Raw genomic sequence first — 23,600 nt, 5'->3', positions numbered from 1 at the left:
CTAGCGCGCCGGAGGCCGGACATCGAGGTTCAGGCTGGTGAGCGCGGACTGGATCGGGATGAACAGATTGAGTCCGATCTGCACGTCCTTGGGGGCGATCATCGCCACCGATATCCCGACCACGTTGCCGGAACGGTTGAGCAGCGGGCCACCGCTGTTGCCGTGGGTGATCGCCGCATCCGCCTGGATGTAGGAAACCGGCTTGCCCCCGCGCTCATCGAAGTTGCGGAAGGCGCTGACCACCCCCTTTGTCACAGTCGATTGCAGGGACAGCTGGTTCGGCGTGCCCACGGCATAGACTTCGTCCAGACGCACCAGCTTGGCCTGCGGCGCCAGAGGCAACGGGTGCAGCACCTGCACCGGCGCCTTGAACAGGGCGACGTCGCGCGCCTTCTTGACGCGCAGCACCTCGGCCCGCACCTCGACGCCGGAGTTCAGGCGCAACGTCACATGGTCCGCCTCACCCACCACGTGCGCGTTGGTGAGGCCATAGCCGTCCCGGCTGATGAAGAAACCGCTGCCGAGGGCCTCCGGTGTAATGATGCTCACCGCGCCGCCGAGAATCCGGTCGATCCGGTCGGCGATCGCGTCGCGCGACAGCGGCGCGCCGACCAGTTCCAACCGCGCGTCGCCATCCCCCTTGGGCGGCGTGCGCCGCGAGTCCTCGCGCATCAGGTCGTGGTATGCCGGGTCCGCCGCGAGATTCGCCACCGCCATGGAAAAGGCGAGGCCCATCGCCTGCACCGTGGCTTCGACCGCGGGGGTCTTCTGTTCGCCGCGGCCCTCGGTGACGAACTTGCCGACGACGCGACGTTCGGGCTCGGAATAGACCTCCCATTCCACCTTGACGTACATCTCGCCCATGATGCGGTTGGTCGGCACGCCCCACCAGAAGGTGATCTCGTCGCAGAAGTTGCCGCGAATGTCCACGAGGCGCGCGCCGACCCGGTAGTGGGCGCGGGCACGGTCCGCGCCGCGGTTGAACAGGCTGGAGGGATCGCCGAGCACGTTGTATCCGGACTCCTTCATGGTGCTGAAGAAGACCTCGTTCATTTCGCTGCTCCAGGCGCCGGCGATACGGCCGCCCCATTCCAGGCTGATATGTCGTCCGGCGACGCAGGTCAGGGACTTGACCCCGCCGATATCGGGGAAGGCGGCGATGGTGGTGCCACGCGGAATCTTCGAGATCGCCCCGGCGTAGGAGAAGGGGGCGGTCTCCTCTCCCATCGGAATCTCGATCTGCTGGCGCTGCTTGACCTCGGGAATCTCCATCGGCATCTGGCACGCCGCCAGGCCAAGCCCGGCGGCCGCGACCGCCAGCATCCGCCTCCATCGGATCATCCCCGTACCCCCTGCCACCTTCGGTCGTAGAGATTGCGTTCCGCTTTCCGAAGGAGTGTGCCGCAACCGCCCCGCCGTCTCAAGCATATCCGCATGCGAAAACCCCGCGCCGGAGGCGCGGGGTCTTGCGGAACCGCAGGGGAACGCGGACGCAGGTCTATTCGGCGGGGTGCGCCTTCTGCGAGCCGATCGCGGCGAGGAAGAGGTCGCTCAGGTGGAAACGCGAGGCCTGGGCGGCGAGTTCCTTCTTGGCGTGGCGCACCGCCTTGTCGATGGCCTGCACGCTGTTGGCGGCGGAGGTGCGGCCCTCCATTTCGTCGAGGATCGCCTTTGCGGCGCGGCGACGCGCGTCCGGCACGACCGGGTCGCCGATGATCGCCTCCATCACGTCGCCGCAGGCGCGGCGCTCGAGCTGGGCGAGTTTCTCCTCCAGGCGGGCGCTCGCCAGCACCACGCCGATGCGGGCGAGATCGCCCTTCACCTTGGCCACCAGGCGCGCCGCGTCGGTATCGCCGAACACGTGCTCGAGGGTTTCCTGCGCATATTCGCCCACGCTTTCGCCGTGCAGCCCCATCAGGCGCGCCGCCCATTCCGCAAACAGTTGGGTGCGGCGAGTGTAGACCTTGTAGACCAGCTCCTGGCTCATCGCGAAGCGGGCTTCATGGCCGCGTTCCACGGCGACGAGAAAATGCAGCATGACGAACCTCCAGGGTTAGGGCTCACATTTATTACTTCTGATATATACAGTCATATACCATCCGCAAGGACCTGTGAAGGAAAAAATGTGACTAAGAAGCAATCTCATTAACTCCCCGCCGACTCCGCGGCAAAACCCCGCCCGCCGCCCTGCGCCTGCGCCGCCCATGGGCGGCGCACGGCAAGGACGGGGCCGAGAATCGTTGTCCTCTCCCCCCAACGCTGATATACGAACAGCCGAACCTGGGCGCCCCGGCCAAAAGGCCGCGCTCTTCTTTCTTTTCCCAGCCGCAAAGCGCCCCTGGGGCGAAGGTTCCGCCCGGCGCGCGGCCCTGAACGTGGCGGCCATGGCACGACCGAAGAAACTCTACGAAGGCAAGGCGAAGATTCTCTACGAGGGCCCGGAACCCGGCACCCTGGTGCAGTACTTCAAGGACGACGCCACCACCGCCGGCGGCAAGAAGCGCGGCACCATCACCGGCAAGGGCGTGCTCAACAACCGGATTTCCGAATACCTGATGATGCGGCTGGAGGAGATCGGCATTCCGACCCACCTGATCCGCCGCCTCAACATGCGCGAGCAGCTGGTGCGCGAGGTGGAGATCATCCCCGTCGCGGTGTCGGTGCGCAACGCCGCCGCCGGATCGCTGGCGCGGCGCTTCGGTCTGGCCGACGGCACGCCGCTGCCCCGCTCGATCGTCGAATACATCTATAAGAAGGACGAGCTCGGCAACCCCGTCGTCTCCGAGGAGCACATCACCGCCTTCGGCTGGGCCGCGGTGCAGGACATCGACGACATGATGGCCCTGGCGCTGCGGGTGAACGACTACCTCTCCGGCCTCTTCCTCGGCGTCGGCATCCGCCTCATCGACTTCAAGCTGGAGTTCGGCCGCCTCTACCACGACAACGGCGACATCCAGATCGTCCTCGCCGACGAGATCTCGCCCGACAACTGCCGCCTGTGGGACATCGCCACCGGCGAGCGCCTCGACAAGGACCGCTTCCGCCTCGACCTCGGCAACGTCGAGCGCGGCTACCAGGAAGTGGCGAAGCGCCTGGGGATCATCCCGGAGAGCGCGCCCTACGACCTGCAAGGTCCGGAAACCGTGCAATAAAGAAGCCCCGGAGAATGAGATGAAAGCCAAAGTCCACGTCACCCTGAAACAGGGCGTCCTCGACCCGCAGGGCAAGGCGGTGCAGCACGCGCTCGCCGCCCTGGGGTTCACCGGCGTCGGCGACGTCCGCCAGGGCAAGTTCATCGAGCTCGACATCGCGGAGGCCGACCCGGCCAAGGCCAAGGCCCAGGTCGAGGAGATGTGCAGGAAGCTGCTCGCCAACACCGTCATCGAGAACTACGCCATCGACCTGGAAGGCTGATCCCTTCCGCCGTGGCCTGCGACAAGGACCGCCGAACGTGAAAGCCGCCGTCATCGTCTTCCCCGGCTCCAACTGCGACCGCGACGTCGCCGTGGCGCTGAAACGCGTCACCGGGCATGCGCCCCGGATGATCTGGCACCGCGACACCGCCCTGCCCGCCCTCGACCTCATCGTCGTGCCCGGCGGCTTCTCCTATGGCGACTACCTGCGCTCCGGCGCGATGGCGGCGCACTCGCCGATCATGGCGGCGGTGACCGCGCAGGCGGCCAAGGGGGTGCGGGTTCTCGGCATCTGCAACGGCTTCCAGATTCTCACCGAGGCGGGGCTGCTGCCCGGCGTCCTGATGCGCAACCAGGGCCTCTCCTTCATCTGCCGCGACGTGCTGCTCAAGGTGGAGACCTCCGCCTCCGACTTCACCGCGGGCTACAATGCGGGCCAGGTGGTGCGCATTCCGGTGGCGCACGGCGACGGCAACTATTTCGCCGAGCCCGCGGTGCTCGACCGCCTGGAGGACGAAGACCGCGTCGCCTTCCGCTATTGCGACGAAGGCGGCGCGCCGCTGGAGGCCGCCAACCCCAACGGCTCGCGCCGCAACATCGCGGGGATTCTCAACGAAACCCGCACCGTGCTGGGGATGATGCCGCATCCCGAGCGTCTCGCCGACCCGCTTCTGGGCGGCACCGATGGCGCGCCGATGTTCCGCGCGCTCGCCGCCGCCCTGTCCTGACTGCCCCGAGGATCGTCCGATGCCTGCCATCACCCCTGAAATCGTCGCCGAACACGGCCTCTCCCCCGCGGAATACGAGCGCGTTCTGGCGATCATGGGCCGCGAGCCCAACATCACCGAACTCGGCATCTTTTCGGTGATGTGGAGCGAGCACTGCTCCTACAAATCGTCGAAGAAGTGGCTGAAGACCCTGCCCACCACCGCCCCCTGGGTGATCTGCGGCCCCGGCGAGAACGCGGGCGTGGTGGACATCGGCGACGGCCAGGCCGCGATCTTCAAGATGGAGAGCCACAACCACCCGTCGTTCATCGAGCCCTACCAGGGCGCGGCGACCGGCGTCGGCGGCATCCTGCGCGACGTCTTCACCATGGGCGCGCGGCCGGTGGCCAACCTCAACGCCCTGCGTTTCGGCGCGCCGGAGCACGCCAAGACCCGCCATCTGGTGGCGGGCGTGGTCGCGGGCATCGGCGGCTACGGCAACTGCGTCGGCGTGCCGACGGTGGGCGGCGAGGTGGAGTTCCACCCCTCCTACAACGGCAACATCCTGGTCAACGCGATGACCATCGGCATCGCCGACACCGACAATATCTTCTATTCCGAGGCCTCCGGCGTCGGCAATCCGGTGGTCTACGTCGGCTCCAAGACCGGGCGCGACGGCATCCACGGCGCGACCATGGCCTCCGCCGAGTTCTCCGAGGATTCGGAGGAGAAGCGCCCTACCGTACAGGTCGGCGACCCCTTCACCGAGAAGCTTCTGATCGAGGCGTGCCTGGAACTGATGGCCACCGACGCCATCGTCGCGATCCAGGACATGGGCGCGGCGGGCCTCACCTCGTCGTCGTTCGAGATGGCCTCCAAGGGCGGCCTCGGCGTCGAGATCGACCTCGACGCGGTGCCGGTGCGCGAAACCGGCATGACCCCCTACGAGATCATGCTCTCCGAAAGCCAGGAGCGCATGCTGATGGTGCTGGAGCCGGGCAAGGAGCACATCGCCAAGGCGGTGTTCGACAAGTGGGAACTCGACTTCTCGATCATCGGCCGCCTCACCGACACCGGGCGCATGGTGCTGACCATGGGCGGCGCAACCGTCGCCGACCTGCCGATCGACCCCCTCGCCCAGGCCGCGCCGGAATACGACCGGCCGTGGACGCCGGGCGAGAAGCTGCCGGAAGTCGCCGCCGCCGACGTGCCCGAACGCCCCTGGGGCGAGGCGCTCCTCACCCTGATCGGCGGGCCGCAGGGCTCGTCGCGCCGCTGGGTGTGGGAACAGTACGACCACATGGTGATGGGCGACACCGTGGGCCGCCCGGGCGGCGACGCCGCGCTGGTGCGCATCCACGGCACGAAAAAGGGCCTGGCCGCCACCTCCGACGTGACGCCGCGCTATGTCGCAGCCGACGCCCACCAGGGCGGCCGCCAGGCGGTGGCCGAGGCGTGGCGCAACCTCACCGCGGTGGGCGCGACGCCGCTCGCCATCACCGACAACATGAACTTCGGCAACCCCGAGCGCCCGGCGATCATGGGGCAGTTCGTCGAGGCGATCAAAGGCATGGGCGAGGCGTGCATCGCGCTCGACTTCCCGGTCGTCTCCGGCAACGTGTCGCTCTACAACGAGACCAACGGCGAGGCGATCCTCCCCACCCCGACGATCGGCGCGATCGGCCTGATGCCGGATGTGGAACAGTCCGTGGGCATCGGCTTCGCCGCGCCGGATCAGGCGCTGGTGCTGATCGGGGCGGAAGGCTCCTGGCTCGGCCAGTCGTGGTATCTCGCCCAGGTGGCGGGCCGCGCCGAGGGCGCGCCGCCGCCGGTGGACCTCGCCGCCGAACGCAGGAACGGCGATTTCGTGCGCGGACTGATCCGCGCAGGCCAGGTCTCCGCCTGCCACGACGTCTCCGACGGCGGTCTCCTCGTCGCGGTGGCGGAAATGGCCATGGCCTCGGGCATCGGCGCGGACGTCTCGGTTGCCGGCCCGCATCTGCACGCGGCGCTCTTCGGCGAGGATCAGGCGCGCTACGTCGTCGCGACCGCGGATGCCGAGGCGGTGCTCGCCGCGGCGGCGAAGGCCGGGGTTGCGGCGCGGCGGCTCGGCGCTACCGGCGGCGATGCGCTCGCGGTCAACGGCGCGGACGAAATTTCCGTCGCCGCGCTGAAAAAAGCGCACGAATCCTGGTTTCCGGCCTATATGGCATAGCGTGGCCGCCACGGGCGGCGTTTGGATCATCCGATCGTGTCAGAGTCATCGCCGTCCGCCGCCCCGCAGACCGCCGACGCCGCCCTGCGGACCGGCATCGCCGCGGGGCTCGCCACCTATCTGTTCTGGGGCCTGCTGCCGCTCTACCTCAAGCTCTTCGCCGACATGCCGCCGCCGGAGGTTCTGGCGCACCGCATCGTCTGGAGCGTGCTGACCCTGGTGCTGCTGGTCGGGCTGCTGCACGGCAGGCGCGCGGTGATGGCGGCGATCCGCTGCCGCCGCACCCTCATCACCCTCACCGTCACCGCGCTCCTGATCACCGCCAACTGGCTGATCTACATCTTCGCGGTGGCGGAGGGGCGCCTGTTGCAGGCGAGCATGGGCTACTACATCAACCCGCTGATCAACGTCCTCTTCGGCCGCCTCTTCCTCAAGGAAACGATGACGCCGCGCCAGGTCGTCGCGGTGGTCTGCGCCGCCGCCGGGGTCTCGGTGATGGTGGTCGGCGCGGGGGAGATTCCGCTGATCGCGCTCAGCCTCGCCCTCTCCTTCGGCACCTACGGCCTGCTGCGCAAGACCATTCCGGTGGACGGCGCGAGCGGCCTGTTCGTCGAAAGCCTGATCATCGGCCCGGCGGCGCTCGGCTACCTTCTGTGGCTGAACCACCAGGGCGTCGGCCACTTCGGCCACGACGGCGCGACCCGCGACATCCTGCTGGTGTGCGCCGGGCCGATCACCGCGGTTCCCCTGGTGCTGTTCGGCTATGCGGTGCGGCGGGTGCGGCTTTCCACCATGGGTCTGATGCAGTACGTCGCGCCGACCGGGCAGTTCCTGCTCGCCACCCTGCTCTACGGCGAGCCCTTCACCCAGGCGCACCTGTGGGCCTTCTCTTGTATTTGGACCGGGTTGGCGATCTACTCGATTCCGCGCGACGCGCTCGCCATGGTCGGCCTGCGCATCCGTTGAGACGCAGAAAGGGATACCGCCATGGACGATTCCTCCCCGGCCTTCACCCGCATCCGCAAGGATGTGGAGACCCACCCGGTGGTGCTCTACATGGAGGGCACGCCGATGTACCCGCTGACCGCGCGCGCCGCGGCGGTGGCGCAGGCGCTGGATGCCATGGGCATCCCCTACAAGAGCGTCAATCTGGTGGACGACCCGGAGGTCAAGGAAGCGATCAAGGCCTTCGGCGAATGCCCGGACCTGCCGCATCTCTACATCAAGGGCAGGCTCGCGGGCGGCGGCGACGCGGCGCGCGATCTGGCCAAGTCCGAGGGGTTGAAGGACAAACTGGCGGAAGCCGGAATCGCCGCCAAGCCCGAGGAATAGCGCCCCTCACGCCTCGGCGGCGCGCGGCACGCCGTCCACCAGGCGGCGCAGAACCTGCCCCAGCACATGGCCGCAAACCGCGGTGAGCGCCACCATCGCGCCGAACTCCACGCCCGCCCATGCGCCCTGAAGCCCGCCGAGCGGCCCGCCCACCACCTCGCGGATGCCCGCGACGCTGCGCGCGGTAAGCGGATAGAGGCACAACAGCACCAGCCCCACCCCGGCCAGCCATGCGCCGCGCCGCGCGGTGAGCACCCGCACCCCCGCATAGCCGATCGGCCAGCCGACGGCCGCGGCGGCCACCGCGACGAGCAGGCGCATGCCGCCGAACACCAGGGACGGCACCAGCACCAGCCCGCCCGCGAACACCAGGAGCCAGCGCGGCGGCAGATCCACGGTCAGGAAATCCAGCCCGATATCGGCCAGCCCGGCCAGCCCGGCGACCGCCGCCATGACGATGACGAGCACATCGAGGCCGCGCACCAGCCCGGCATGCTCCAGCGGCGAGGGCGGCGGCGCGGGTTCCGAACCGGCGGAGCGGAAGCCGATGCGGCTCCACGCCAGCAGGCAGGGCACGAAGGCCGCGGCCTGCGCCGTCCACACCGCCGCCATACCCCAAACCGACTCCCGCAGGCCGAACCCCGCCACATGCAGCAGGGTGGAGAGCCCCCACACCGCGACGAAGGGCAACAGCACGGTGCGCCCCAGCCAGAACGGATGGGCGGCGATATCGATGAACGCCTGCATCGCCATGTCGAAGGCGTCCCGGCTGCTCACCGGGCATTCGGACGGACGTAGAATCATCGGTCTCCGGCGGCGGAAAGATTTCGGTTGCGCCGGATCATATCCCTTCCGACACAATTCCGCCACAATCTCGCAAACCCCCTCTTAACTTTTCGCCGCTAGGCTGATCGCACGCCCTCTCTCCGCACCGTGTTCGAGGCCATGCCATGCAGACACCGCCCCGCATTTCCGTCGTCATCCCGGCGTACAATTGCGCCGACACCCTGGCCCGCGCCGTGGACAGCGCGGTGGCCGGCGCGGACTACGCGCGCACGGCGATGAACCTGCCCCTGCACACCGAAATCGTGGTGGTCAACGGCGCCTCCACCGACGACACCGCGGCGGCCATCGCCGCGCTGGACGCACGGCTCGCGGCGGCGCCCCACATCACCTTCAAGTCCACGTTCTTTTCCCCCAACCGCGGCCCCGGACCGTCGCGCAACGAAGGGGTGCGCCTCGCCTCCGCGCCGTTCATCGCCTTCCTCGATGCCGACGACGAATACCTGCCGCCGCACCTCGGCCTGTGCCTGTCCGCCCTCCTCGCCGACCGGAGCATCGGCTACGTGTGGACGCGGCGGCGCCTCGACGTGCCGGTGCACCCCTCCTGGGGGCCGTCGCTCGACCGCTCCACGGTGATGAACCTCTGCGTGCGCCGCATCTGGCACGAAATCGCCAAGGGCTTTCCGGAACATGCGGACTTCCTCAAGATCTCCTGCGAGGACAGCTTCTACCGCATCGTGCTGGCCGCCCTGGCCGAGGGCCGCGCCATCGACGAGGAAACCGTGCTGGTCCACTTCCAGCCCGGCAATTCCCTGGACCGGCAAAAGGAAAAATTCGCCACGCCGCTGCACGACTGGGACGGCGACCGGGAAATCGCCCAGCCCACCCCCGCGATCATGAGCCTCCTCGAAGACCGTCTCGCCTACGTCGAACGCCTGAAATCGGAACTGCGGGGAAACTAGGGGGAAAAACCGAAACTTCGCGGGGAGGCCGAGTCTCCCCGCGAAGTTTCAGCTTTTTTTACCGCTCGTCGAGGCGGACGACGAACCACTGCACCAGGCGGCTCCACAGCTCGTCCTTGATCACCGCGCCCTCGATGTTGGAATCGAGGTTGGGGTTGTCGTTGATTTCGATGACGTGCACGCCCTGTGCGTTCTGCTTGAGGTCCACGCCGTAGAGGCCGTTGCCGATCAGGCGCGCCGCCTTGACCGCGGTCTGGATCACCTCCGGCGGCGCGTCCTCCACCGCGACGCAGTGGTAGCGGCCTTCCACCGCCTTGCCATCGGCCAGATGGTGGATGATCTGCCAGTGGTTGTGCGCCATCAGGTACTGGCAGGCGAACAGCGGCTCGCCGCCGAGCACCCCGACCCGCCAGTCGTAGTCGGTGGGCATGAACTCCTGCGCCAGCAGCAGGTCGGTATCGGCGAACAGCTCCGCGGCGAGGCTTTCCAGCGCGGCGCGGTCCTCCACCTTGTGCACGCCGCGGGAGAACGAGCCGTCGGGGATCTTCACCACCATGGGAAAGCCGAGTTCGCGCTCCGCCTGCTCCAGCGCCGAGCGGCCGTTGAGCACCAGGCTCCGCGGCATCGAAATGTTGTGGGATTCCAGCAGTTCCTTGAGATAGACCTTGTTGGTGCAGCGGATCATCGACACGGTGTCGTCGATCACCGGCATGCCTTCCTGCTCGGCGCGGCGGGCGAAGCGGTAGGTATGGTTGTCGATGGAGGTGGTCTCGCGGATGAACAGGGCGTCGTATTCGGCGAGGCGGGCGAGGTCGCCCTTCTCGATCGGGTCCACCTCCACGCCGAAGCGCCGGGCGACCAGGGCGAGGCGTTGCAGCGAGGATTTCTTCGAAGGCGGCAGGGCCTCGCGCGGGTTGCGCAGCACCGCGAGGGAGTAGCGCGCCGCCGCCTTGCCCTTGGCGACCTGCCAGCCGCGCTGGGTCTGGCGTTCCATCGCCTCCATGGCGAAGGCCTTCTGCTCCGGCGTCAGGCGGTGGATGGAAAGGGTGCGGATGCGCTCGATGGAGCGCCACGGCCCCGCCTCCACGGAAATTTCCAGAAGCGGGCTGCGGAACCAGTCGAACAGCAGGAGCGCGAAGGAGTCGAGGCCGGCGAACCCGGTGCGGCCGAAGGCGACGAACACCTTGAAGTCGCCGGAGGGCACGTCGTCGCGGCCCTTGAGGCAGCGGTTGAGCTTGTCCTCCAAATCCGGCAGGGAATCGCGGTAGAGCTCCTTGCGGGAAAGCTCCAGCATCGTCTGCACCGTCGGCATGACGCGGTGGCCGCGCGCCCCGGCGAGCAGCGAGGCGTAGTATCCGGCGCTCTGGTAGGCGGTGTTGCGCGACAGGTTGATGATCGTCGGCCTGCGGCTGCGGAAGAGCTGCGGCCGCGCCAGGTAGTCGCGCACCGTCATCACCTTGTGCGGCGTGTCGGCCTGCGGCACGTCGCGCGCGGAGTCCACCAGGATGAGCCAGTCGGTCATAGCGTTCGTTTTCCCTTGATGACGATCGCGGCGCGCAGCCGCGCCTTGCCGTAGCAGGCCATGCGATCGAATTCGTCTTCCGGAATCGGCAGGGTGGCGGCGGCGAGCGGCGTTTCGTGATCGTCGGCTTCCACCCAGGGGTCGTGAATGAAGATGCGGGAATCCGCGTGGGCGAAGGCGGCCACCCAGTGCGGCGCGCGGAAGCGCAGCATGCGGTACTGGCTGACCAGCACCAGCACCACCGCCCCCGCATCCAGCGCGGCGCGCAGCCCCTCGGGCGAAAGCGCGCGGGCGCGCACCGGCACCTTGAGCGCCTTCGCCTGGTCGCGGAAGTCCTCCTGCGCCACCGCCATCACCGCGCGCTTTTCCGCATCGCGCACGGAATCGAGGAACAAGACCTCGCGGCTGTTGACGAACACCTCGGCGGCAAAGCCGTGGCGGGCCAGCGCCACCGCCATGCCCACCGGCTCGCAGCCGCCGAGGCCCGCGGCCATGAAGATGGTGGTCGCCTCGCGCCACAGCCGCAGTTCCAGGCGGCGGTCGAGCCGGGTTTGCGGGACGAAGGCGGCCATCGCCATCATCATCGCCGCCGGGCCGCAGGTGAACTCGGTGCTCTGCTGGTAGTAGGGCACGACGGGATGGCCGGGACGCACCGGCGGCTCGGCGATCAGCCACTTCTGGAAGCGCAGGGCGGCGGCATGGTCCTCGTAGTAGTCGGCGACCATGCCGAACTGGCGATAGCCGCGCTTGCGGTAGAGCCCCAGGGCGGCGGCGTTGTCGGGCCGCGCCTCCAGGCGCATCACCGCCGCGCCGCGGGCGAAGGCGGCCTGCTCCGCCGCGGCGAGGAGCCGCCCGCCGAAGCCGCGTCCGCCGCACGCCGGGTCCACCGCGATGGAATAGAGCCGCGCCAGCGCGGTGCCGCGGCGGTAGAGCACCAGGACATAGCCGCACAGGCCGCCCGCCTCCTCCAGCACCAGCAGGCTCGCGCGCGACGACGCAGCGAAGCGCCGGAAACTGCGCCGCGACAGCCGGTCGCCGGGGAAGGCGCGGTTTTCCAGCACCACCAGGGAATCGACATCGGCCGGCGTTGCCGGCCGCAGACTTGGAGGATCTTCCGCGCACTCGGCGCAGACCGGCGGAGGAACCGCCGTTTCGCCAGACATGGTGTTCATGCCCTTCATGGAAGGATGACTTCGGTGAAACATCACCCCGCGCCGCGGGAAATGCAAGTGTCCGTTGTCATGGAACGGCGCTGCGGGAACCGGATGACTCGAAAAAACTTAATACGCGAAGAGACTGGAGGAAACGCACCCTTGGGAATAATCTGCACAGTATCGTTTCATCACCGGCAAAGGGGGAAGGCCATGGAGGAGTATCTGGCTACGATCAAGCTGTTCGCGGGGAACTTCACGCCTCGGGGCTACCTGGACTGCGACGGACGGCTTCTTCCGATCATGCAGAACCAAGCCCTGTTCGTGCTGCTCGGCACGACCTACGGCGGCGACGGACGCGCGAACTTCGCCCTGCCGAAGCTCGAATCCCCGATACCTGGCTGCCGCTACATCATCTGCCTGGATGGCGTGTTCCCGTCCCGGGACTGACCGGATGTCCACCCAAGCAAAAACGCGCGGCCCGAGCCGCGCGTTTTTCGTTTGCGTGTCGAGGCGCCTCAGCGGCTGTAGAACTCGACCACCAGGTTGGGTTCCATCGAGACCGGGTACGGCACGTCGGCCAGCTTCGGCATGCGGACGTAGGTGCCCTTCATCCCCTTGTGATCGACTTCGATATAGTCCGGCAGGTCGCGCTCGCCGGATTCCACCGCCTCGATGATCAGGGCCATCTGCTTGGAGGCGTCCTTGATCTCGACCACGTCGCCCGCCTTGAGCTGGTACGACGGAATGTTGACGCGGCGGCCGTTGACCTTGACGTGGCCGTGGCTCACCACCTGACGCGCCGCGAACATCGTCGGCACGAACTTCATGCGGTAGACCATGGCGTCGAGGCGGCTCTCGAGGATGCCGATGAGGTTCTCGCCGGTGTCGCCGGTGCGGCGCGAGGCCTCGGCATAGTAGCGGCGGAACTGGCGCTCGGAGATGTTGGCGTAGTAGCCCTTGAGCTTCTGCTTCGCCATCAGCTGGGTGCCGAAGTCGGTGGGCTTGCGGCGGCGCTGGCCGTGCTGGCCCGGGCCGTATTCGCGCTTGTTGATCGGGCTCTTGGCGCGGCCCCACAGATTGACGCCGAGACGGCGGTCGATCTTGTGCTTACAGGCATGACGTTTCGACATGAATTGTCCTTCACGTTTATCGGTTTTTTGTCCCGGTAGGCCGCCGATGGCGGCGGGGCCGAGGTGCGCACGATGGCGCCTCCGGCCCGCGTTCCCGGAAGTGAGGCCGCTAAAGTAGCGGCGAAAACGCGGATGTCAAGCCGAATGCGGCGGAAAGGCTCAGATCTCCACCTCGTGGTGGGTCTGGCCGTACTGCACGATGCGCACCTTCTCCAGCGTCACCAGGGTGCTCACCAGCATGTCCTTCACCGCCTCCAGGTAGGCCTCGATCTTCTCGCGCACATCGACGATCTCGATCACCAGCGGCAGGTTGGAGGAAAGATCGAGAATCTTCGCGGTGTGCAGCTCCCCGGAGTGGCCGAACCCCATCGGCCCGCGCAGCACCGTCGCCCCGGCGAGGCCGCTCGCGCGCGCCTGCATCACCAGGGCCTCGAACAGCGGCGCGGAACCGTGGCGTTCCGCCTCGCCGAGGTAGATGCGCAGGAGCAGCGCGGCATTGGGCAGAGTCATGGCGACCTCCTTTACGCGTTGATCAGGGCCGCGGCGGCGCCGCCGAGCCATGCGCCGAGCAGGCACAGCCCCACCGAAAGCCCGATGTTCATCCCGGCGCTTGCCCATTCGCCGTTCTGCGCCAGCGCCAGGGTCTGCATGCTGAACGACGAGAAGGTGGTGAAGCCGCCGCACACCCCGACCATGAAGAACTGACGCCACGCGCCCGGCACGTAGAGGCGGGCATCCGGCGCGGTGAGCGCGGCGAAGAGGACGATGACGAAGGAGCCGCCGACGTTGACCGCGAGCGTGCCCCAGGGGAAGGTCTGGCCGCCCCAGTGGGAGATCAGCCCCGAAATCCAGTAGCGGAGCGCGCCGCCGATCGCGCTTCCCGCCGCGACGAACAGATAGATCATGCCGTCCTTCCTTCGACGCGGGGCTGCCGCCCCGCACCCCGCCTGGAGGGCCGCGGGCCCTCCAAACCTCCCTTAGGTTTTCGCCGCGAAGCGGCAGACGATCCTTCTCTCCAACCGCACGGACTTATGGCGCTTCGCGCAAAAACCAGGGTTATGGGGAGCGCGAGGGGACCGAGTCCCCTCGCAACGTTTTAGGTTTTTCGAAACCGGCCACACTCTACCGCCGGAACACCACGCGGTCCATGGGGATGCGGTCCTGCCAGCCGGCGCGCACCAGCTCGGGGTCGGCGTGCTCCTCCTCCGGGTGGCCGAGGCAGAGGTAGGCCACCAGGTCCCAGGTTTCCGGCACGTCGCAGGCGGCCTTGGCGGTCTCCGGGTCGAGGATGGAGACCATGCCGACGCCGAGCCCCCGCGCCCGCGCGGCAAGCCACAGGGTCTGCACCGCGGCGATCACCGAATAGTGCAGCGTCTCGGGCATGGTCTGGCGGCCGAGGCCGTGGCCCTCCGCCGGGTCCGGATCGGCGAACACCGCGATCTGCACCGGCGCGCGGTCGAGGCCGGAGAGCTTGAGCGTCGCATAGGTCTGCGCATGGTCGCCGTCGTAGCCCGCCAGCGCCGCCGCGTTCGCCGCCTCGAAGTTGCTGCGGATCGCGGCGCGGCGCTCTCCGCCCTCCACCAGGACGAAGCGCCAGGGCTGGCTGTTGCCCACCGAGGGTGCGAGGCAGGCGAGTTCCAGGAGTTCCGTCACCGCCGCCCCGGGCACCGGCTCGGTGGTGAAGCGCCGCACGTCGCGCCGCCAGATGAACAGCTCGGTGAGCTTGTCGGCGAAGGCGCTGTCGAACAGCGGCCTGCTGGTGTAGAGCGGCTGCGGCGCGGCGCGCAGCTTGTCCACCGGGATGCCGAGCTTGCGGGCGCGGCGCAGCGAGCCGTGCGCCAACTCCGCGACCATGCCGTGCAGGGTGCGCACGTCCTGTTCGGTGAGGCCCGCGCGGTTGAACAGGGCGCGGATGTTGCGCACCATGCTCGGGCGCTTGTCCTCGACGCGGAGGAAGCCGCAGAGTTCGAGTTCGCGCTCGAGGTGGGCGTAGAAGTTGAGCACCTCGTCCTTGGCGGCGGGAGCCGTCTCGTTCATCACCAGTTCGCAGGGCGGCACGTCCACCCCCGCCTGGAACCACTCGTAGCCGACAAGCAGCACCGCCTGGGCGAGATTGAGCGAGCAGTAGGCGGGGTTGAGCGGCACCTCGCACACCGCATCGGCCAGCGACACCTCGTCGTTGGTCAGCCCGGTGCGCTCCGGACCGAACAGCACCGCGACCTTCTGCCCCGCTTTGATGCGCCCGCGCATCTCCGCCGCGGCGGCGCGCGGCGTCATCACCGGCTTGACCTGTTCGCGGCGGCGCGCCGTGGTGGCCACCACCCAGTGCGCATCGGCGATCGCGGCGCGCACGTCGGGGAACAGTTCGGCGCGTTCCAGCACCACGTCGGCGCCGGAGGCGGAAGCGCGGGCGCGCGGGTCGGAGGGCGGCTCCTGCGGTTCCACCAGGCGCATCCCGGCGAGGCCGCAATTGAGCATGGCGCGCGCCACCATGCCGATGTTCTCGGCAAGCTGCGGCCGCACCAGAATCACCTTGGGGGCCGCGCCGTTTTCCACGGTCGGGCTCTGTTCGCGGGAGGGGTCGGTTCCGGCCATCAGGTGCGCGCCGCCCCCATCAGGAAGTAGACGATGCTGTCGTGCAGGGCGTTGAACGAGGCGTCGATGATATCCTCGGAGATGCCGACGGTGGTCCAGCGCGCCCCGGTGGCGGCATCCGCGCTTTCGATCATCACCCGGGTCACCGCCGCGGTGCCGCGTTCCGGCGCCATGATCCGCACCTTGTAGTCCACCAGGGCGAGGCGGCCGAGCATCGGGAACGCGGGCACCAGCACCTTGCGCAGCGCCGCGTCCAGCGCGTTGACCGGGCCGAAGCCCTCCCCCGCCTCCATCGAATAGACATCGTTGACCAGGACCCGCGCCGTCGCCTCGGAGACGTGCACCAGCTTGCCCTTGGCGTTGTAGCGGCGCTCGTCGATGACGCGGAAGGAATGCACCTGGAAGAACTCCGGCACGCCGCCGAGGAAGCGCCGCGCGAACAGTTCGAAGCTCGCGTCCGCGCCGTCGTAGGTGAGGCCGTCGGCCTCCCGCGATTTCACCTCGGAAAGCAGCTGCGCGATGCGCGGGTCGTCCGGGTCCACGGCGATCCCCGCCTCGGCGAGGCGTGCCAGGATGTTGGAACGCCCCGACTGGTCGGAGATCACCACGTGGCGCACGTTGCCCACGGTTTCGGGGTCGAGGTGCTCGTAGCAGGCCGGGTCCTTCGCCACCGCCGAGGCGTGCAGCCCGCCCTTGTGGGCGAAGGCGCTCGCACCGACGTAGGGGGCGTGGCGGTTGGGCGCGCGGTTGAGGCGTTCGTCGAGCATGTGGGAAACGGTTTTGAGGTGCCGCAGCCCCGCCGCGGCGACGCCGGTTTCGAACCCCATCTTCACCGCCAGGGTGGGGATCAGCGAGATCAGGTTGGCGTTGCCGCAGCGCTCGCCCAGGCCGTTCAGCGTGCCCTGCACCTGGCGCGCCCCGGCGAGCACCGCGGCGAGCGTGTTGGCCACCGCGTTCTCGGTGTCGTTGTGGCAGTGGATGCCGATGTGGGTGCCGGGCACGCGCCTGGCCACCGCGGCGACGATCTCGCCGATCTCGTGCGGCAGGGTGCCGCCGTTGGTGTCGCACAGCACCATCCAGCGGGCGCCCGCCTGATGGGCCTCCTCGACGCAGGCGAGGGCATAGTCCGGGTTGGCCTTGTAGCCGTCGAAGAAGTGCTCTGCATCGAACATCACCTCATCGACGCGGATGAGCGCCGCCTTGACGCTGTCGCCCACCATCTTGAGGTTCTCTTCCATCGAGATGCCGAGCGCCACCTTGACCTGATGCTCCCAGGCCTTGCCGACCAGGGTGACGACGCGGGCGGGGGTGGCGAGCAGCGCCTGGAAGCCGGGGTCGTTGCCGGCGCTGCGGCCGGTGCGCCGCGTCATGCCGAAGGCGGCGAGCCGGGCGTGGCGGAAGGCGGGAGGCGCGGCGAAGAACTGGTCGTCGGTGGCGTTGGCCCCCGGCCAGCCGCCCTCGATGTAGTCGATGCCGAGGCGGTCGAGTTCGCTTGCGATCGCCACCTTGTCGGCGGCGGTAAAGTCCACGCCCTGGGTCTGTGCGCCGTCGCGCAGGGTGCTGTCGTAGAGATAAACCCGATTACCACTCATCAAGTGCTTGCCTTCCGATCCTGCGGGATCGTCGAAAATGCGGCAAATCGGCGCGGACCTCAAGAAATTCCGGGGACTCGGCGATGGGCCTTAGACCAGGCGCGGCACGCCCTCTTGCACCAGGCGGAGAAACGCGGGCGCGGGCACCGGGCGGCTGTAGAGATAGCCCTGGGCCATGTCGCAGCCGTGATCCTTGAGGAAACGCGCCTGCTCCACCGTCTCCACGCCCTCGGCGACGAGCTTGAGGTCGAGGTTCTTCGCCATGCCGATGATCGCGCGGGCCACCGTCATGTCGTTGGTGCTGACCGGGATGTTGCAGACGAAGGCGCGGTCGATCTTCAGGGAATCGATCGGGAAGCGGGTGAGGTAGCCGAACGACGAATAGCCGGAGCCGAAATCGTCGATGGCGATGGAGAGCCCCAGGCGCTTCAGCCGCGACAGGGTCTCCACCGTCTGGTCGATGTCCTCGACCAGGGCGCTCTCGGTAAGCTCCAGTTCCAGGAGGCCCGGCGGCAGGCCGAACTCCTCGAGGATGCCGCGCAGCACGGAATCGAGGTTGGCGTCGCGGAACTGCACGGCGGAAATATTGACCGCCACCGGCACCACCGGCACGCCGCGGGCGAGCCACTCCGACTGGTCGCGGCAGACCTGCTGCAACACCCAGCGGCCGATGTCGCGGATCTGGCCGGTCTCCTCGGCGATGGGAATGAACTCCACCGGCGAAATCAGGCCGAGTTCGGGATGGAACCAGCGGATCAAGGCCTCCGCGCCGATCAACGCGCCGCTCTGCAAGTCCACCTTGGGTTGGTAGTAGACCTGGAACTCCTCGCCGTCGAGGGCGGTGGCGAGCGCGGTTTCCAGCCTCTGGCGGTAGACCAGCGAGGCGGACAGCGCCTCGTCGTAGACCTGCACCGAACCGCGGCCCTGGCTCTTGGCGGTGCGCACCGCGAATTCCGCGCCGCGCATCAGATCCTCGGGGCTCGGCCCGGCGTCGGGGAACTCGGCGACGCCGATGCCGCAGGAGATGCGGATGTCGTGGTTGTCCACGATCACCGGACGCTCCACCGCCTCGATGATCCGCGCAGCCAGCGGCAGAAGCTCGGCGGTGCCGCCGGAATCCTCGATCAGGGCGACGAACTCGTCGGCGGAAAGCCGCGCCACCAGCCGCGCCCGGGCATCCAGCGCCTTGATCAGCCGCTTCGCGAACACCGAGAGGATGCGGTCGCCGACGAGGTGGCCGAAGGTGTCGTTGATCGCCTTGAAGCGGTCGAGGTCGAAGAACATCAGGCCGAGCCGCCGCCCCCGCGCCACCGCGGCATCGAGAACCCGGGCGAGTTCCTCGTGGAAATTGGTGCGGTTGGCGAGCGTGGTGAGCAGGTCGTGGTTCGCCATGTAGAGGATGTTCTCTTCATAGGAGACGCGCTCGGAAATGTCGCGGATCAGGCCGATGAAGAGGTGCCGCTCGCCGAGGTTGAGGTCGCGCACCGCGATCTCGATGGGGAACAGCCCGCCGTCGGCGCGGCGGCCCTGGTGATGGCGCCAGCCGGTAATCCGCGCCGGATAGCCGCCGCTGAGGAAGACGTCCAGCCCGCCCTGCGGCCGCCCCGCCTCCGCCGGGCCGAGCAGGCGGCCGACGCCGGTGCCGACGAGGTCGCGCGCCGACACGCCGAAGGCCTTCTCGGTGGCGCGGTTGACCGTCTCGATCAGGCCCTCCTCGTTGACCACGACGATGGCGTCGGCGACGTTGTCCATGATCTTGCGCAGCTGTTCCTCGCGCGCGATGATGCGGCGCGAAGCGCGGTTGCGGCGCGTGGTGTCGGTGGCGGAGATCAGCACCGGGTCCTTGCCCGTCCATTCCTTCACCCCGTCGGCGGGGCAATCCATCGCCAGCAGTTCGACATCGATGAGGCGGCCGTCGGTGGTGCCGAGGTGCATCGGCACGCGGGAGGCCTCGCCGCGCAGGGCGGCCATGCCGTCCTCGAACAGCACCGCATAGTCCGGCGGCACGAAATCGAACAGCGACATGCCGGAAAGATCGGCGGCGGGCGCGAAGCCCAGCATCTGCCGCCCGACGCCGTTGAGGAACAAGAGCTTGCCGTCCGCGGCGCCGACCACGGCGGAAAGGTCCGGCGACATTTCCAGCACCGAGAGGTAATCCGCGCCGAGGTAGGCGAAGCCCGCGCTCTGGCGCTGATTGACCAGGGCCTCCACCTCGGAGAACAGCGCCGCCGCCTCGGCCCGCGCGGCGGTGAGGCCGGTCTCGGCGGCCGCGGCGTCGCGCCTGTCGGCAAGCGCCGCAGCGGAACCGTCGAGGCGCTGCATGATCCGCTCCAGGGTGGCGGGCACCTTCTGCCCCAGGGCGTGCAGCAGGCTCACCCGGTCGTCCAGGGCCTTCTGCGCGCGGCCCTGCGCCAGCATCAGCTCGTCCTCGCGCGCCTTGATCGCGGTGATGTCGGTGAGCGTCAGCGAAACGCCGCCCGCGCACGCCACCGCGTCCATCAGCAGCCAGCGCGCCGCGCCGTCGCCGCCGTCCAGGCGCAACTGGTGCTGACGCACCGCGCCGGTGCGCAACGCCTCTTCGAGCAGTTCGAAAATCCCCGGCAGCGGCCGCGCCAGGGCGATCTCGTCGAGCCACGCGCCCTCCAGGTCGCGCGGCGGGCGGCCGAATATCTCCTCGCAGGGCGGGTTGGCCAGCGCCACCCGCCAGCGCGGCTGGCCGTCCAGGCCGAAGGGGATGAGCGCCAGCATGGCGTTGTGGGAGCCGTTGAGCACGCTTTGCAGCAGGCCTTCGGCCAGCCCGGTGCGCAGCACCTGCTTGCGCGCCAGGGCATAGGCGACGGCGCGGCGCAGTTGGCGGCGGTCGAGCCGCCCCTTGATCAGGAAGTCCTGCGCGCCCATGCGCACCGCCTCGGTGGCCTGCGCCTCGTCGCTTTCGGCGGTGAGCACCAGCACCGGCACCTCCGGCACCTCGGAGAGGATGATGCGCAGAAGGTCGAGACCGCGGCCGTCGGGCAACCCGAGGTCGAGAAGGATGGCGTCGTAACGGTTTTCGCCGATGCAGGCGAGCGCCTCGGTAAGCGTGGCGGCAACGTCAACCGTCGCCATCGCCCCTTCGCCCTCGGTGAGGAACACCTGGGCAAGGCGGGCATGCAGCAGATCGTCTTCCACCAGGAGGATACGGCGGACTCCCCCCAGGGAGGTTTCCGGCAGGGCCGGCGTCGCGACCGATGTGTTCACGGTCGGCATCTCCCGAGCGGCCGGTCTGCCCGGCGCGGCACGCCCTCTGTCTCCGTCCCGAGGGACGTGATATACCCGCGAAAAAACAACAACCTACCCCAAAGTATGAAGTCTTGTTGAGTCTTAGCTATCATATCACCCCCTGGCTTGGCCAGCCTTTCCGCAGGCCTCATCCGAAGGCGTGACACCCGCCCGTCCGCCGCCGCATCAGCCGCGTCGCCAGCCGGTTCCGCCCGCTCCGTCTTCCAGCAGAATCCCCGCGTCGGCCAGAATCCGGCGCAAACGGTCCGCTTCCGCGAAATTGCGCGACGCCCGGGCTGCGGCGCGCGCCGCGATCATTCCGTCGATTTCCGCATCGCTCAACCCAGAGGTGGGCACGCCCGCGCCCCGCCGCCAGTCCTCCGGCGCCGAAGCGAGCAGGCCGGTGAGTTCGCCCGCTTGCAGCAGGGCGGATTTCAGCGCCGCCTGTTCGTCCGCCGCCTCGGCCTTGTTGAGGCGGGTGACGATGTCGTGCATCGCGGCGATCGCGGCCGGGGTGTTGAGGTCGTCCTCGAGCGCCGCGAGCACCGGCGCGAGGTGCGGCTCCGCCGCCGCGCCGGGGGGCACGTCCTCCACCCGCGCCAGCGCGGCGTAGAAGCGGTCGAGCGTCTGCTTCGCCTGGGCGAGGCCGTCGTCGGTCCAGTTGAGCGGCTGGTGGTAGTGGGTGGACAACAGGGTGAGGCGGATCGCCTCGCCCGGCGCCTTGGCCAGGAGGTCGTGCACGGTGAAGAAGTTGCCGAGCGACTTCGACATCTTCTCGCCGTCCACCATCAGGTAGCCGTTGTGCATCCAGTAGCGGGCGAAGGTGCCCGCGCCGTGGGCGCAGGTGGACTGGGCGATCTCGTTCTCGTGGTGGGGGAACACCAGGTCCTGGCCGCCGCCGTGGATGTCGAAGCTGATCCCCAGGTACTTGCCGCTCATCGCCGAGCACTCGATGTGCCAGCCGGGGCGGCCGCGGCCCCACGGGCTGTCCCAGCCCGGCAGGTCCGGCGTCGAGGGCTTCCACAGCACGAAGTCGCCGGGGTCTTTCTTGTAGGGGGCGACCTCGACGCGCGCGCCCGCGATCATCTCGTCGCGGGAGCGGCGCGACAGCGCGCCATAGTCGGCCATCGAGGAGACGGAGAACAGCACGTGGCCCTCCGCCGCGTAGGCGTGGCCCTTCTCGATCAGCACCGCGATCAGAGCGATCATTTCGGCGATGTGCTCGGTGGCGCGCGGCTCCACGTCCGGCGGCAGGGCGTTCAAGGCCGCCATGTCGTCGTGGTACCAGGCCGCCGTCTCCTCGGTGATGTCGCGGATGGAGCGGCCGCTTTCCTGCGCGCGGGCGTTGATCTTGTCGTCCACGTCGGTGATGTTGCGCGCGTAGGTGACGCGCGGATACAGGCGCTTGAGCAGGCGGTAGAGGGTGTCGAACACCACCACCGGACGGGCGTTGCCGATGTGCGCGCGGTCGTAGACGGTGGGCCCGCACACGTACATCCGCACATGGCCGGGGTCGAGCGGCGCGAACGGGTCCTTGGAGCGGGTCAGGGTGTTGTAAACGCAGAGCGCCACGTCGGAATTCCTTTTCGTCAGGCAGTGCGGCCGGACAGGCGGGCGAGCGCCCGCTCCCGCCCGATCATCGGCAGTAGTGTCTTCAGTTCAGGACCATTTTCGCGTCCGGTCAAGGCCAAACGCAGGGGATGGAACAGGGCGCGGCCCTTGCGCCCGGTTTTCGCCTTCACCGCCTCGGCGAGCGCCGCCCAGGTCTCGCCGTCCCAGGGCTCCGGCGGCAGGCTTTCGGCGGCGGCGGCGGCCACCTCCGCATCCTCGATCAACGGCGTCAGCGGCTCGTGGAGCACCCGCCACCAGATATGCGCATCGGAAAACCGCAGAAGATTGGCGCGCACCGCCAGCCAGAACGCCTCGTCCGCGTCCGCCAGGCCGGTCTCGGCGAGGCGGGCCTGCGCCGCGGCGAAGGCAAGCCCGTGCAGGTGGCGCGCCGAAACCGCGGCCAGTTCCGCCGGGTCGAACTGCGGCTGGGAGCGGCCGAAATGGCGGATGTCGAAGCGCTCGGTCAGGGCCGCGAGGTCCGCCGCCGGATCCGCCGCCTCGGCGGTGCCGAGGCTCGCCAGCATCGAACACAACGGCGCGGGCTCGATCCCCTCGGCACGGAAATCGCGCACCGCCTGCGCGCCTTCGCGCTTGGAGAGCCCCGCCCCGCCCGGCCCGGTGATCAGCGGCACGTGGGCGAAGGCGGGCGCGGCCGCGCCCATCGCCGCGAACATCTGAATCTGCACCGCGGTGTTGGTCACGTGGTCCTCGCCGCGGATCACGTGGGTGATGCCGAAGTCGATGTCGTCGATCGCCGAGGGCAGCATGTAGAGCCAGGAGCCGTCGGCGCGGCGCACCACCGGGTCGGAGAGGTGCGCGCCGTGATAGGCCTGGGGGCCGCGCACCAGGTCGTCCCAGGCGGTTTCCGCGTGATCGAGCAGGAAGCGCCAGTGCGGGCGGCGGCCCTCCGCCGCGTAGGCGGCGGTCTGCGCCGCGCTGAGGGAAAGCCCCTCGCGGTCGTAGACCGGCGGCAGGCCGCGGGCGCGCTGGCGGCGGCGCTTGTAGTCCAGTTCCTCCGGCGTTTCGTAGCAGGCATAGAGCCGCCCCGCCGCGGTCAGCGCCTCCCCGGCCTCGGCATAGCGGGCGAGCCGCGCGATCTGGCTTTTCTCGTCGTCCCAGGCGAGGCCCATCCAGGCGAGGTCGTCGCGGATGCCTTGGGCGAATTCCGCGGTGGAGCGCTCGGCGTCGGTATCGTCCAGACGCAGCAGGAAGGAGCCGCCCGCGCGCTTGGCGAACAGCCAGTTGATCAGCGCGGTGCGCGCGTTGCCGATGTGCAGATAACCCGTCGGGCTGGGCGCGAAACGGACCTTGACCGCCATGGAGGAA

At 68.8% G+C, this 23,600-nt stretch carries 21 protein-coding genes; 8 read left to right on the top strand and 13 right to left on the bottom strand.

What is annotated here, in order from left to right:
• Both O7R11_RS12740 and O7R11_RS12735 read right to left on the bottom strand, forming a co-directional pair.
• A complete protein-coding gene (locus O7R11_RS12740) occupies positions 1–1,323 on the bottom strand; it encodes a S1C family serine protease (RefSeq protein WP_337997910.1) in 1,323 nt (440 codons plus the stop codon).
• 175 nt (positions 1,324–1,498) lie between these two features.
• Positions 1,499–2,038, bottom strand: a complete 540-nt coding sequence (locus tag O7R11_RS12735; RefSeq protein WP_337997909.1) for an ATPase inhibitor subunit zeta — start codon at positions 2,036–2,038, stop codon at positions 1,499–1,501.
• A 346-nt stretch (positions 2,039–2,384) separates the two neighbouring features.
• On the opposite strand from O7R11_RS12735, the gene O7R11_RS12730 reads away from it, so the two are divergent.
• From O7R11_RS12730 to O7R11_RS12705, 6 genes are read left to right on the top strand one after another with little or no spacing between them, the layout of a single operon-like run.
• The gene (locus O7R11_RS12730) at positions 2,385–3,152 is read left to right on the top strand and encodes a phosphoribosylaminoimidazolesuccinocarboxamide synthase (RefSeq protein WP_337997908.1); all 768 of its coding nucleotides are present in this window, start codon (positions 2,385–2,387) and stop codon (positions 3,150–3,152) included.
• 19 nt (positions 3,153–3,171) lie between these two features.
• Complete coding sequence (gene purS, locus O7R11_RS12725; RefSeq protein WP_337997907.1) at positions 3,172–3,414, top strand: phosphoribosylformylglycinamidine synthase subunit PurS; 243 nt, start codon at positions 3,172–3,174, stop codon at positions 3,412–3,414.
• A gap of 37 nt (positions 3,415–3,451) precedes the next feature.
• On the top strand, positions 3,452–4,141 hold the full coding sequence (gene purQ / locus O7R11_RS12720) for a phosphoribosylformylglycinamidine synthase subunit PurQ (protein ID WP_337997906.1): 690 nt from the start codon (positions 3,452–3,454) through the stop codon (positions 4,139–4,141).
• 19 nt (positions 4,142–4,160) lie between these two features.
• Positions 4,161–6,335, top strand: a complete 2,175-nt coding sequence (gene purL, locus O7R11_RS12715) for a phosphoribosylformylglycinamidine synthase subunit PurL (protein ID WP_337997905.1) — start codon at positions 4,161–4,163, stop codon at positions 6,333–6,335.
• Positions 6,336–6,371: 36 nt separating this feature from the next.
• Positions 6,372–7,301, top strand: a complete 930-nt coding sequence (gene rarD / locus O7R11_RS12710; RefSeq protein WP_337997904.1) for an EamA family transporter RarD — start codon at positions 6,372–6,374, stop codon at positions 7,299–7,301.
• A 21-nt stretch (positions 7,302–7,322) separates the two neighbouring features.
• Complete coding sequence (locus O7R11_RS12705; RefSeq protein WP_337997903.1) at positions 7,323–7,667, top strand: glutaredoxin domain-containing protein; 345 nt, start codon at positions 7,323–7,325, stop codon at positions 7,665–7,667.
• A 6-nt stretch (positions 7,668–7,673) separates the two neighbouring features.
• Here the strand turns inward: O7R11_RS12705 and O7R11_RS12700 are convergent, their stop codons facing one another.
• Positions 7,674–8,471 (bottom strand): hypothetical protein, encoded by a 798-nt coding sequence (locus tag O7R11_RS12700; RefSeq protein WP_337997902.1) that lies wholly within the window; start codon positions 8,469–8,471, stop codon positions 7,674–7,676.
• Between the two features lie 146 nt (positions 8,472–8,617).
• Between O7R11_RS12700 and O7R11_RS12695 the strand changes: the two genes are divergently transcribed.
• A complete protein-coding gene (locus O7R11_RS12695; protein WP_337997901.1) occupies positions 8,618–9,412 on the top strand; it encodes a glycosyltransferase family 2 protein in 795 nt (264 codons plus the stop codon).
• 58 nt (positions 9,413–9,470) lie between these two features.
• Here O7R11_RS12695 and O7R11_RS12690 read toward each other — a convergent pair whose 3' ends face one another.
• Both O7R11_RS12690 and O7R11_RS12685 read right to left on the bottom strand, forming a co-directional pair.
• Complete coding sequence (locus O7R11_RS12690; RefSeq protein ID WP_337997900.1) at positions 9,471–10,934, bottom strand: RimK family protein; 1,464 nt, start codon at positions 10,932–10,934, stop codon at positions 9,471–9,473.
• The gene (locus O7R11_RS12685; protein ID WP_337997899.1) at positions 10,931–12,106 is read right to left on the bottom strand and encodes a GNAT family N-acetyltransferase/peptidase C39 family protein; all 1,176 of its coding nucleotides are present in this window, start codon (positions 12,104–12,106) and stop codon (positions 10,931–10,933) included. The genes O7R11_RS12690 and O7R11_RS12685 overlap by 4 nt, the downstream gene beginning before the upstream one ends.
• A gap of 192 nt (positions 12,107–12,298) precedes the next feature.
• Here O7R11_RS12685 and O7R11_RS12680 point away from each other — a divergent pair, with 192 nt between their 5' ends.
• Entirely contained in the window at positions 12,299–12,535 is a 237-nt protein-coding gene (locus tag O7R11_RS12680) for a phage tail protein (RefSeq protein ID WP_337997898.1), read from the top strand.
• Between the two features lie 68 nt (positions 12,536–12,603).
• Here O7R11_RS12680 and rpsD read toward each other — a convergent pair whose 3' ends face one another.
• From rpsD to gltX, 8 genes are all read right to left on the bottom strand, one after another.
• The gene (gene rpsD, locus O7R11_RS12675) at positions 12,604–13,218 is read right to left on the bottom strand and encodes a 30S ribosomal protein S4 (protein WP_337997897.1); all 615 of its coding nucleotides are present in this window, start codon (positions 13,216–13,218) and stop codon (positions 12,604–12,606) included.
• A gap of 159 nt (positions 13,219–13,377) precedes the next feature.
• Entirely contained in the window at positions 13,378–13,728 is a 351-nt protein-coding gene (locus O7R11_RS12670) for a DUF190 domain-containing protein (protein ID WP_337997896.1), read from the bottom strand.
• Between the two features lie 11 nt (positions 13,729–13,739).
• Positions 13,740–14,123, bottom strand: a complete 384-nt coding sequence (gene crcB / locus O7R11_RS12665; protein WP_337997895.1) for a fluoride efflux transporter CrcB — start codon at positions 14,121–14,123, stop codon at positions 13,740–13,742.
• Between the two features lie 217 nt (positions 14,124–14,340).
• Positions 14,341–15,813 (bottom strand): 5,6-dimethylbenzimidazole synthase, encoded by a 1,473-nt coding sequence (gene bluB / locus O7R11_RS12660; RefSeq protein WP_337997894.1) that lies wholly within the window; start codon positions 15,811–15,813, stop codon positions 14,341–14,343.
• The gene (cimA, locus tag O7R11_RS12655; RefSeq protein ID WP_337997893.1) at positions 15,813–17,405 is read right to left on the bottom strand and encodes a citramalate synthase; all 1,593 of its coding nucleotides are present in this window, start codon (positions 17,403–17,405) and stop codon (positions 15,813–15,815) included. Before cimA ends, bluB begins: the two co-directional genes overlap by 1 nt.
• A 90-nt stretch (positions 17,406–17,495) precedes the next feature.
• Positions 17,496–20,642, bottom strand: a complete 3,147-nt coding sequence (locus tag O7R11_RS12650; RefSeq protein ID WP_337997892.1) for an EAL domain-containing protein — start codon at positions 20,640–20,642, stop codon at positions 17,496–17,498.
• A gap of 207 nt (positions 20,643–20,849) precedes the next feature.
• Positions 20,850–22,235 carry a cysteine--tRNA ligase gene (gene cysS, locus O7R11_RS12645; RefSeq protein ID WP_337997891.1) on the bottom strand — a complete coding sequence of 462 codons (1,386 nt, stop codon included), beginning with the start codon at positions 22,233–22,235 and terminating at the stop codon, positions 20,850–20,852.
• Positions 22,236–22,252: 17 nt separating this feature from the next.
• A complete protein-coding gene (gene gltX / locus O7R11_RS12640; protein ID WP_337997890.1) occupies positions 22,253–23,593 on the bottom strand; it encodes a glutamate--tRNA ligase in 1,341 nt (446 codons plus the stop codon).
• Positions 23,594–23,600: the final 7 nt, after the last annotated feature.

Origin of the sequence: Oleispirillum naphthae (assembly GCA_027864655.1) — a bacterium.
GTDB classification, from domain to species: domain Bacteria; phylum Pseudomonadota; class Alphaproteobacteria; order Rhodospirillales; family Rhodospirillaceae; genus Oleispirillum; species Oleispirillum naphthae.
The sequence above is the reverse complement of the archived record's forward strand: the minus strand, read 5'-3'. Positions and strand labels throughout refer to the sequence as shown.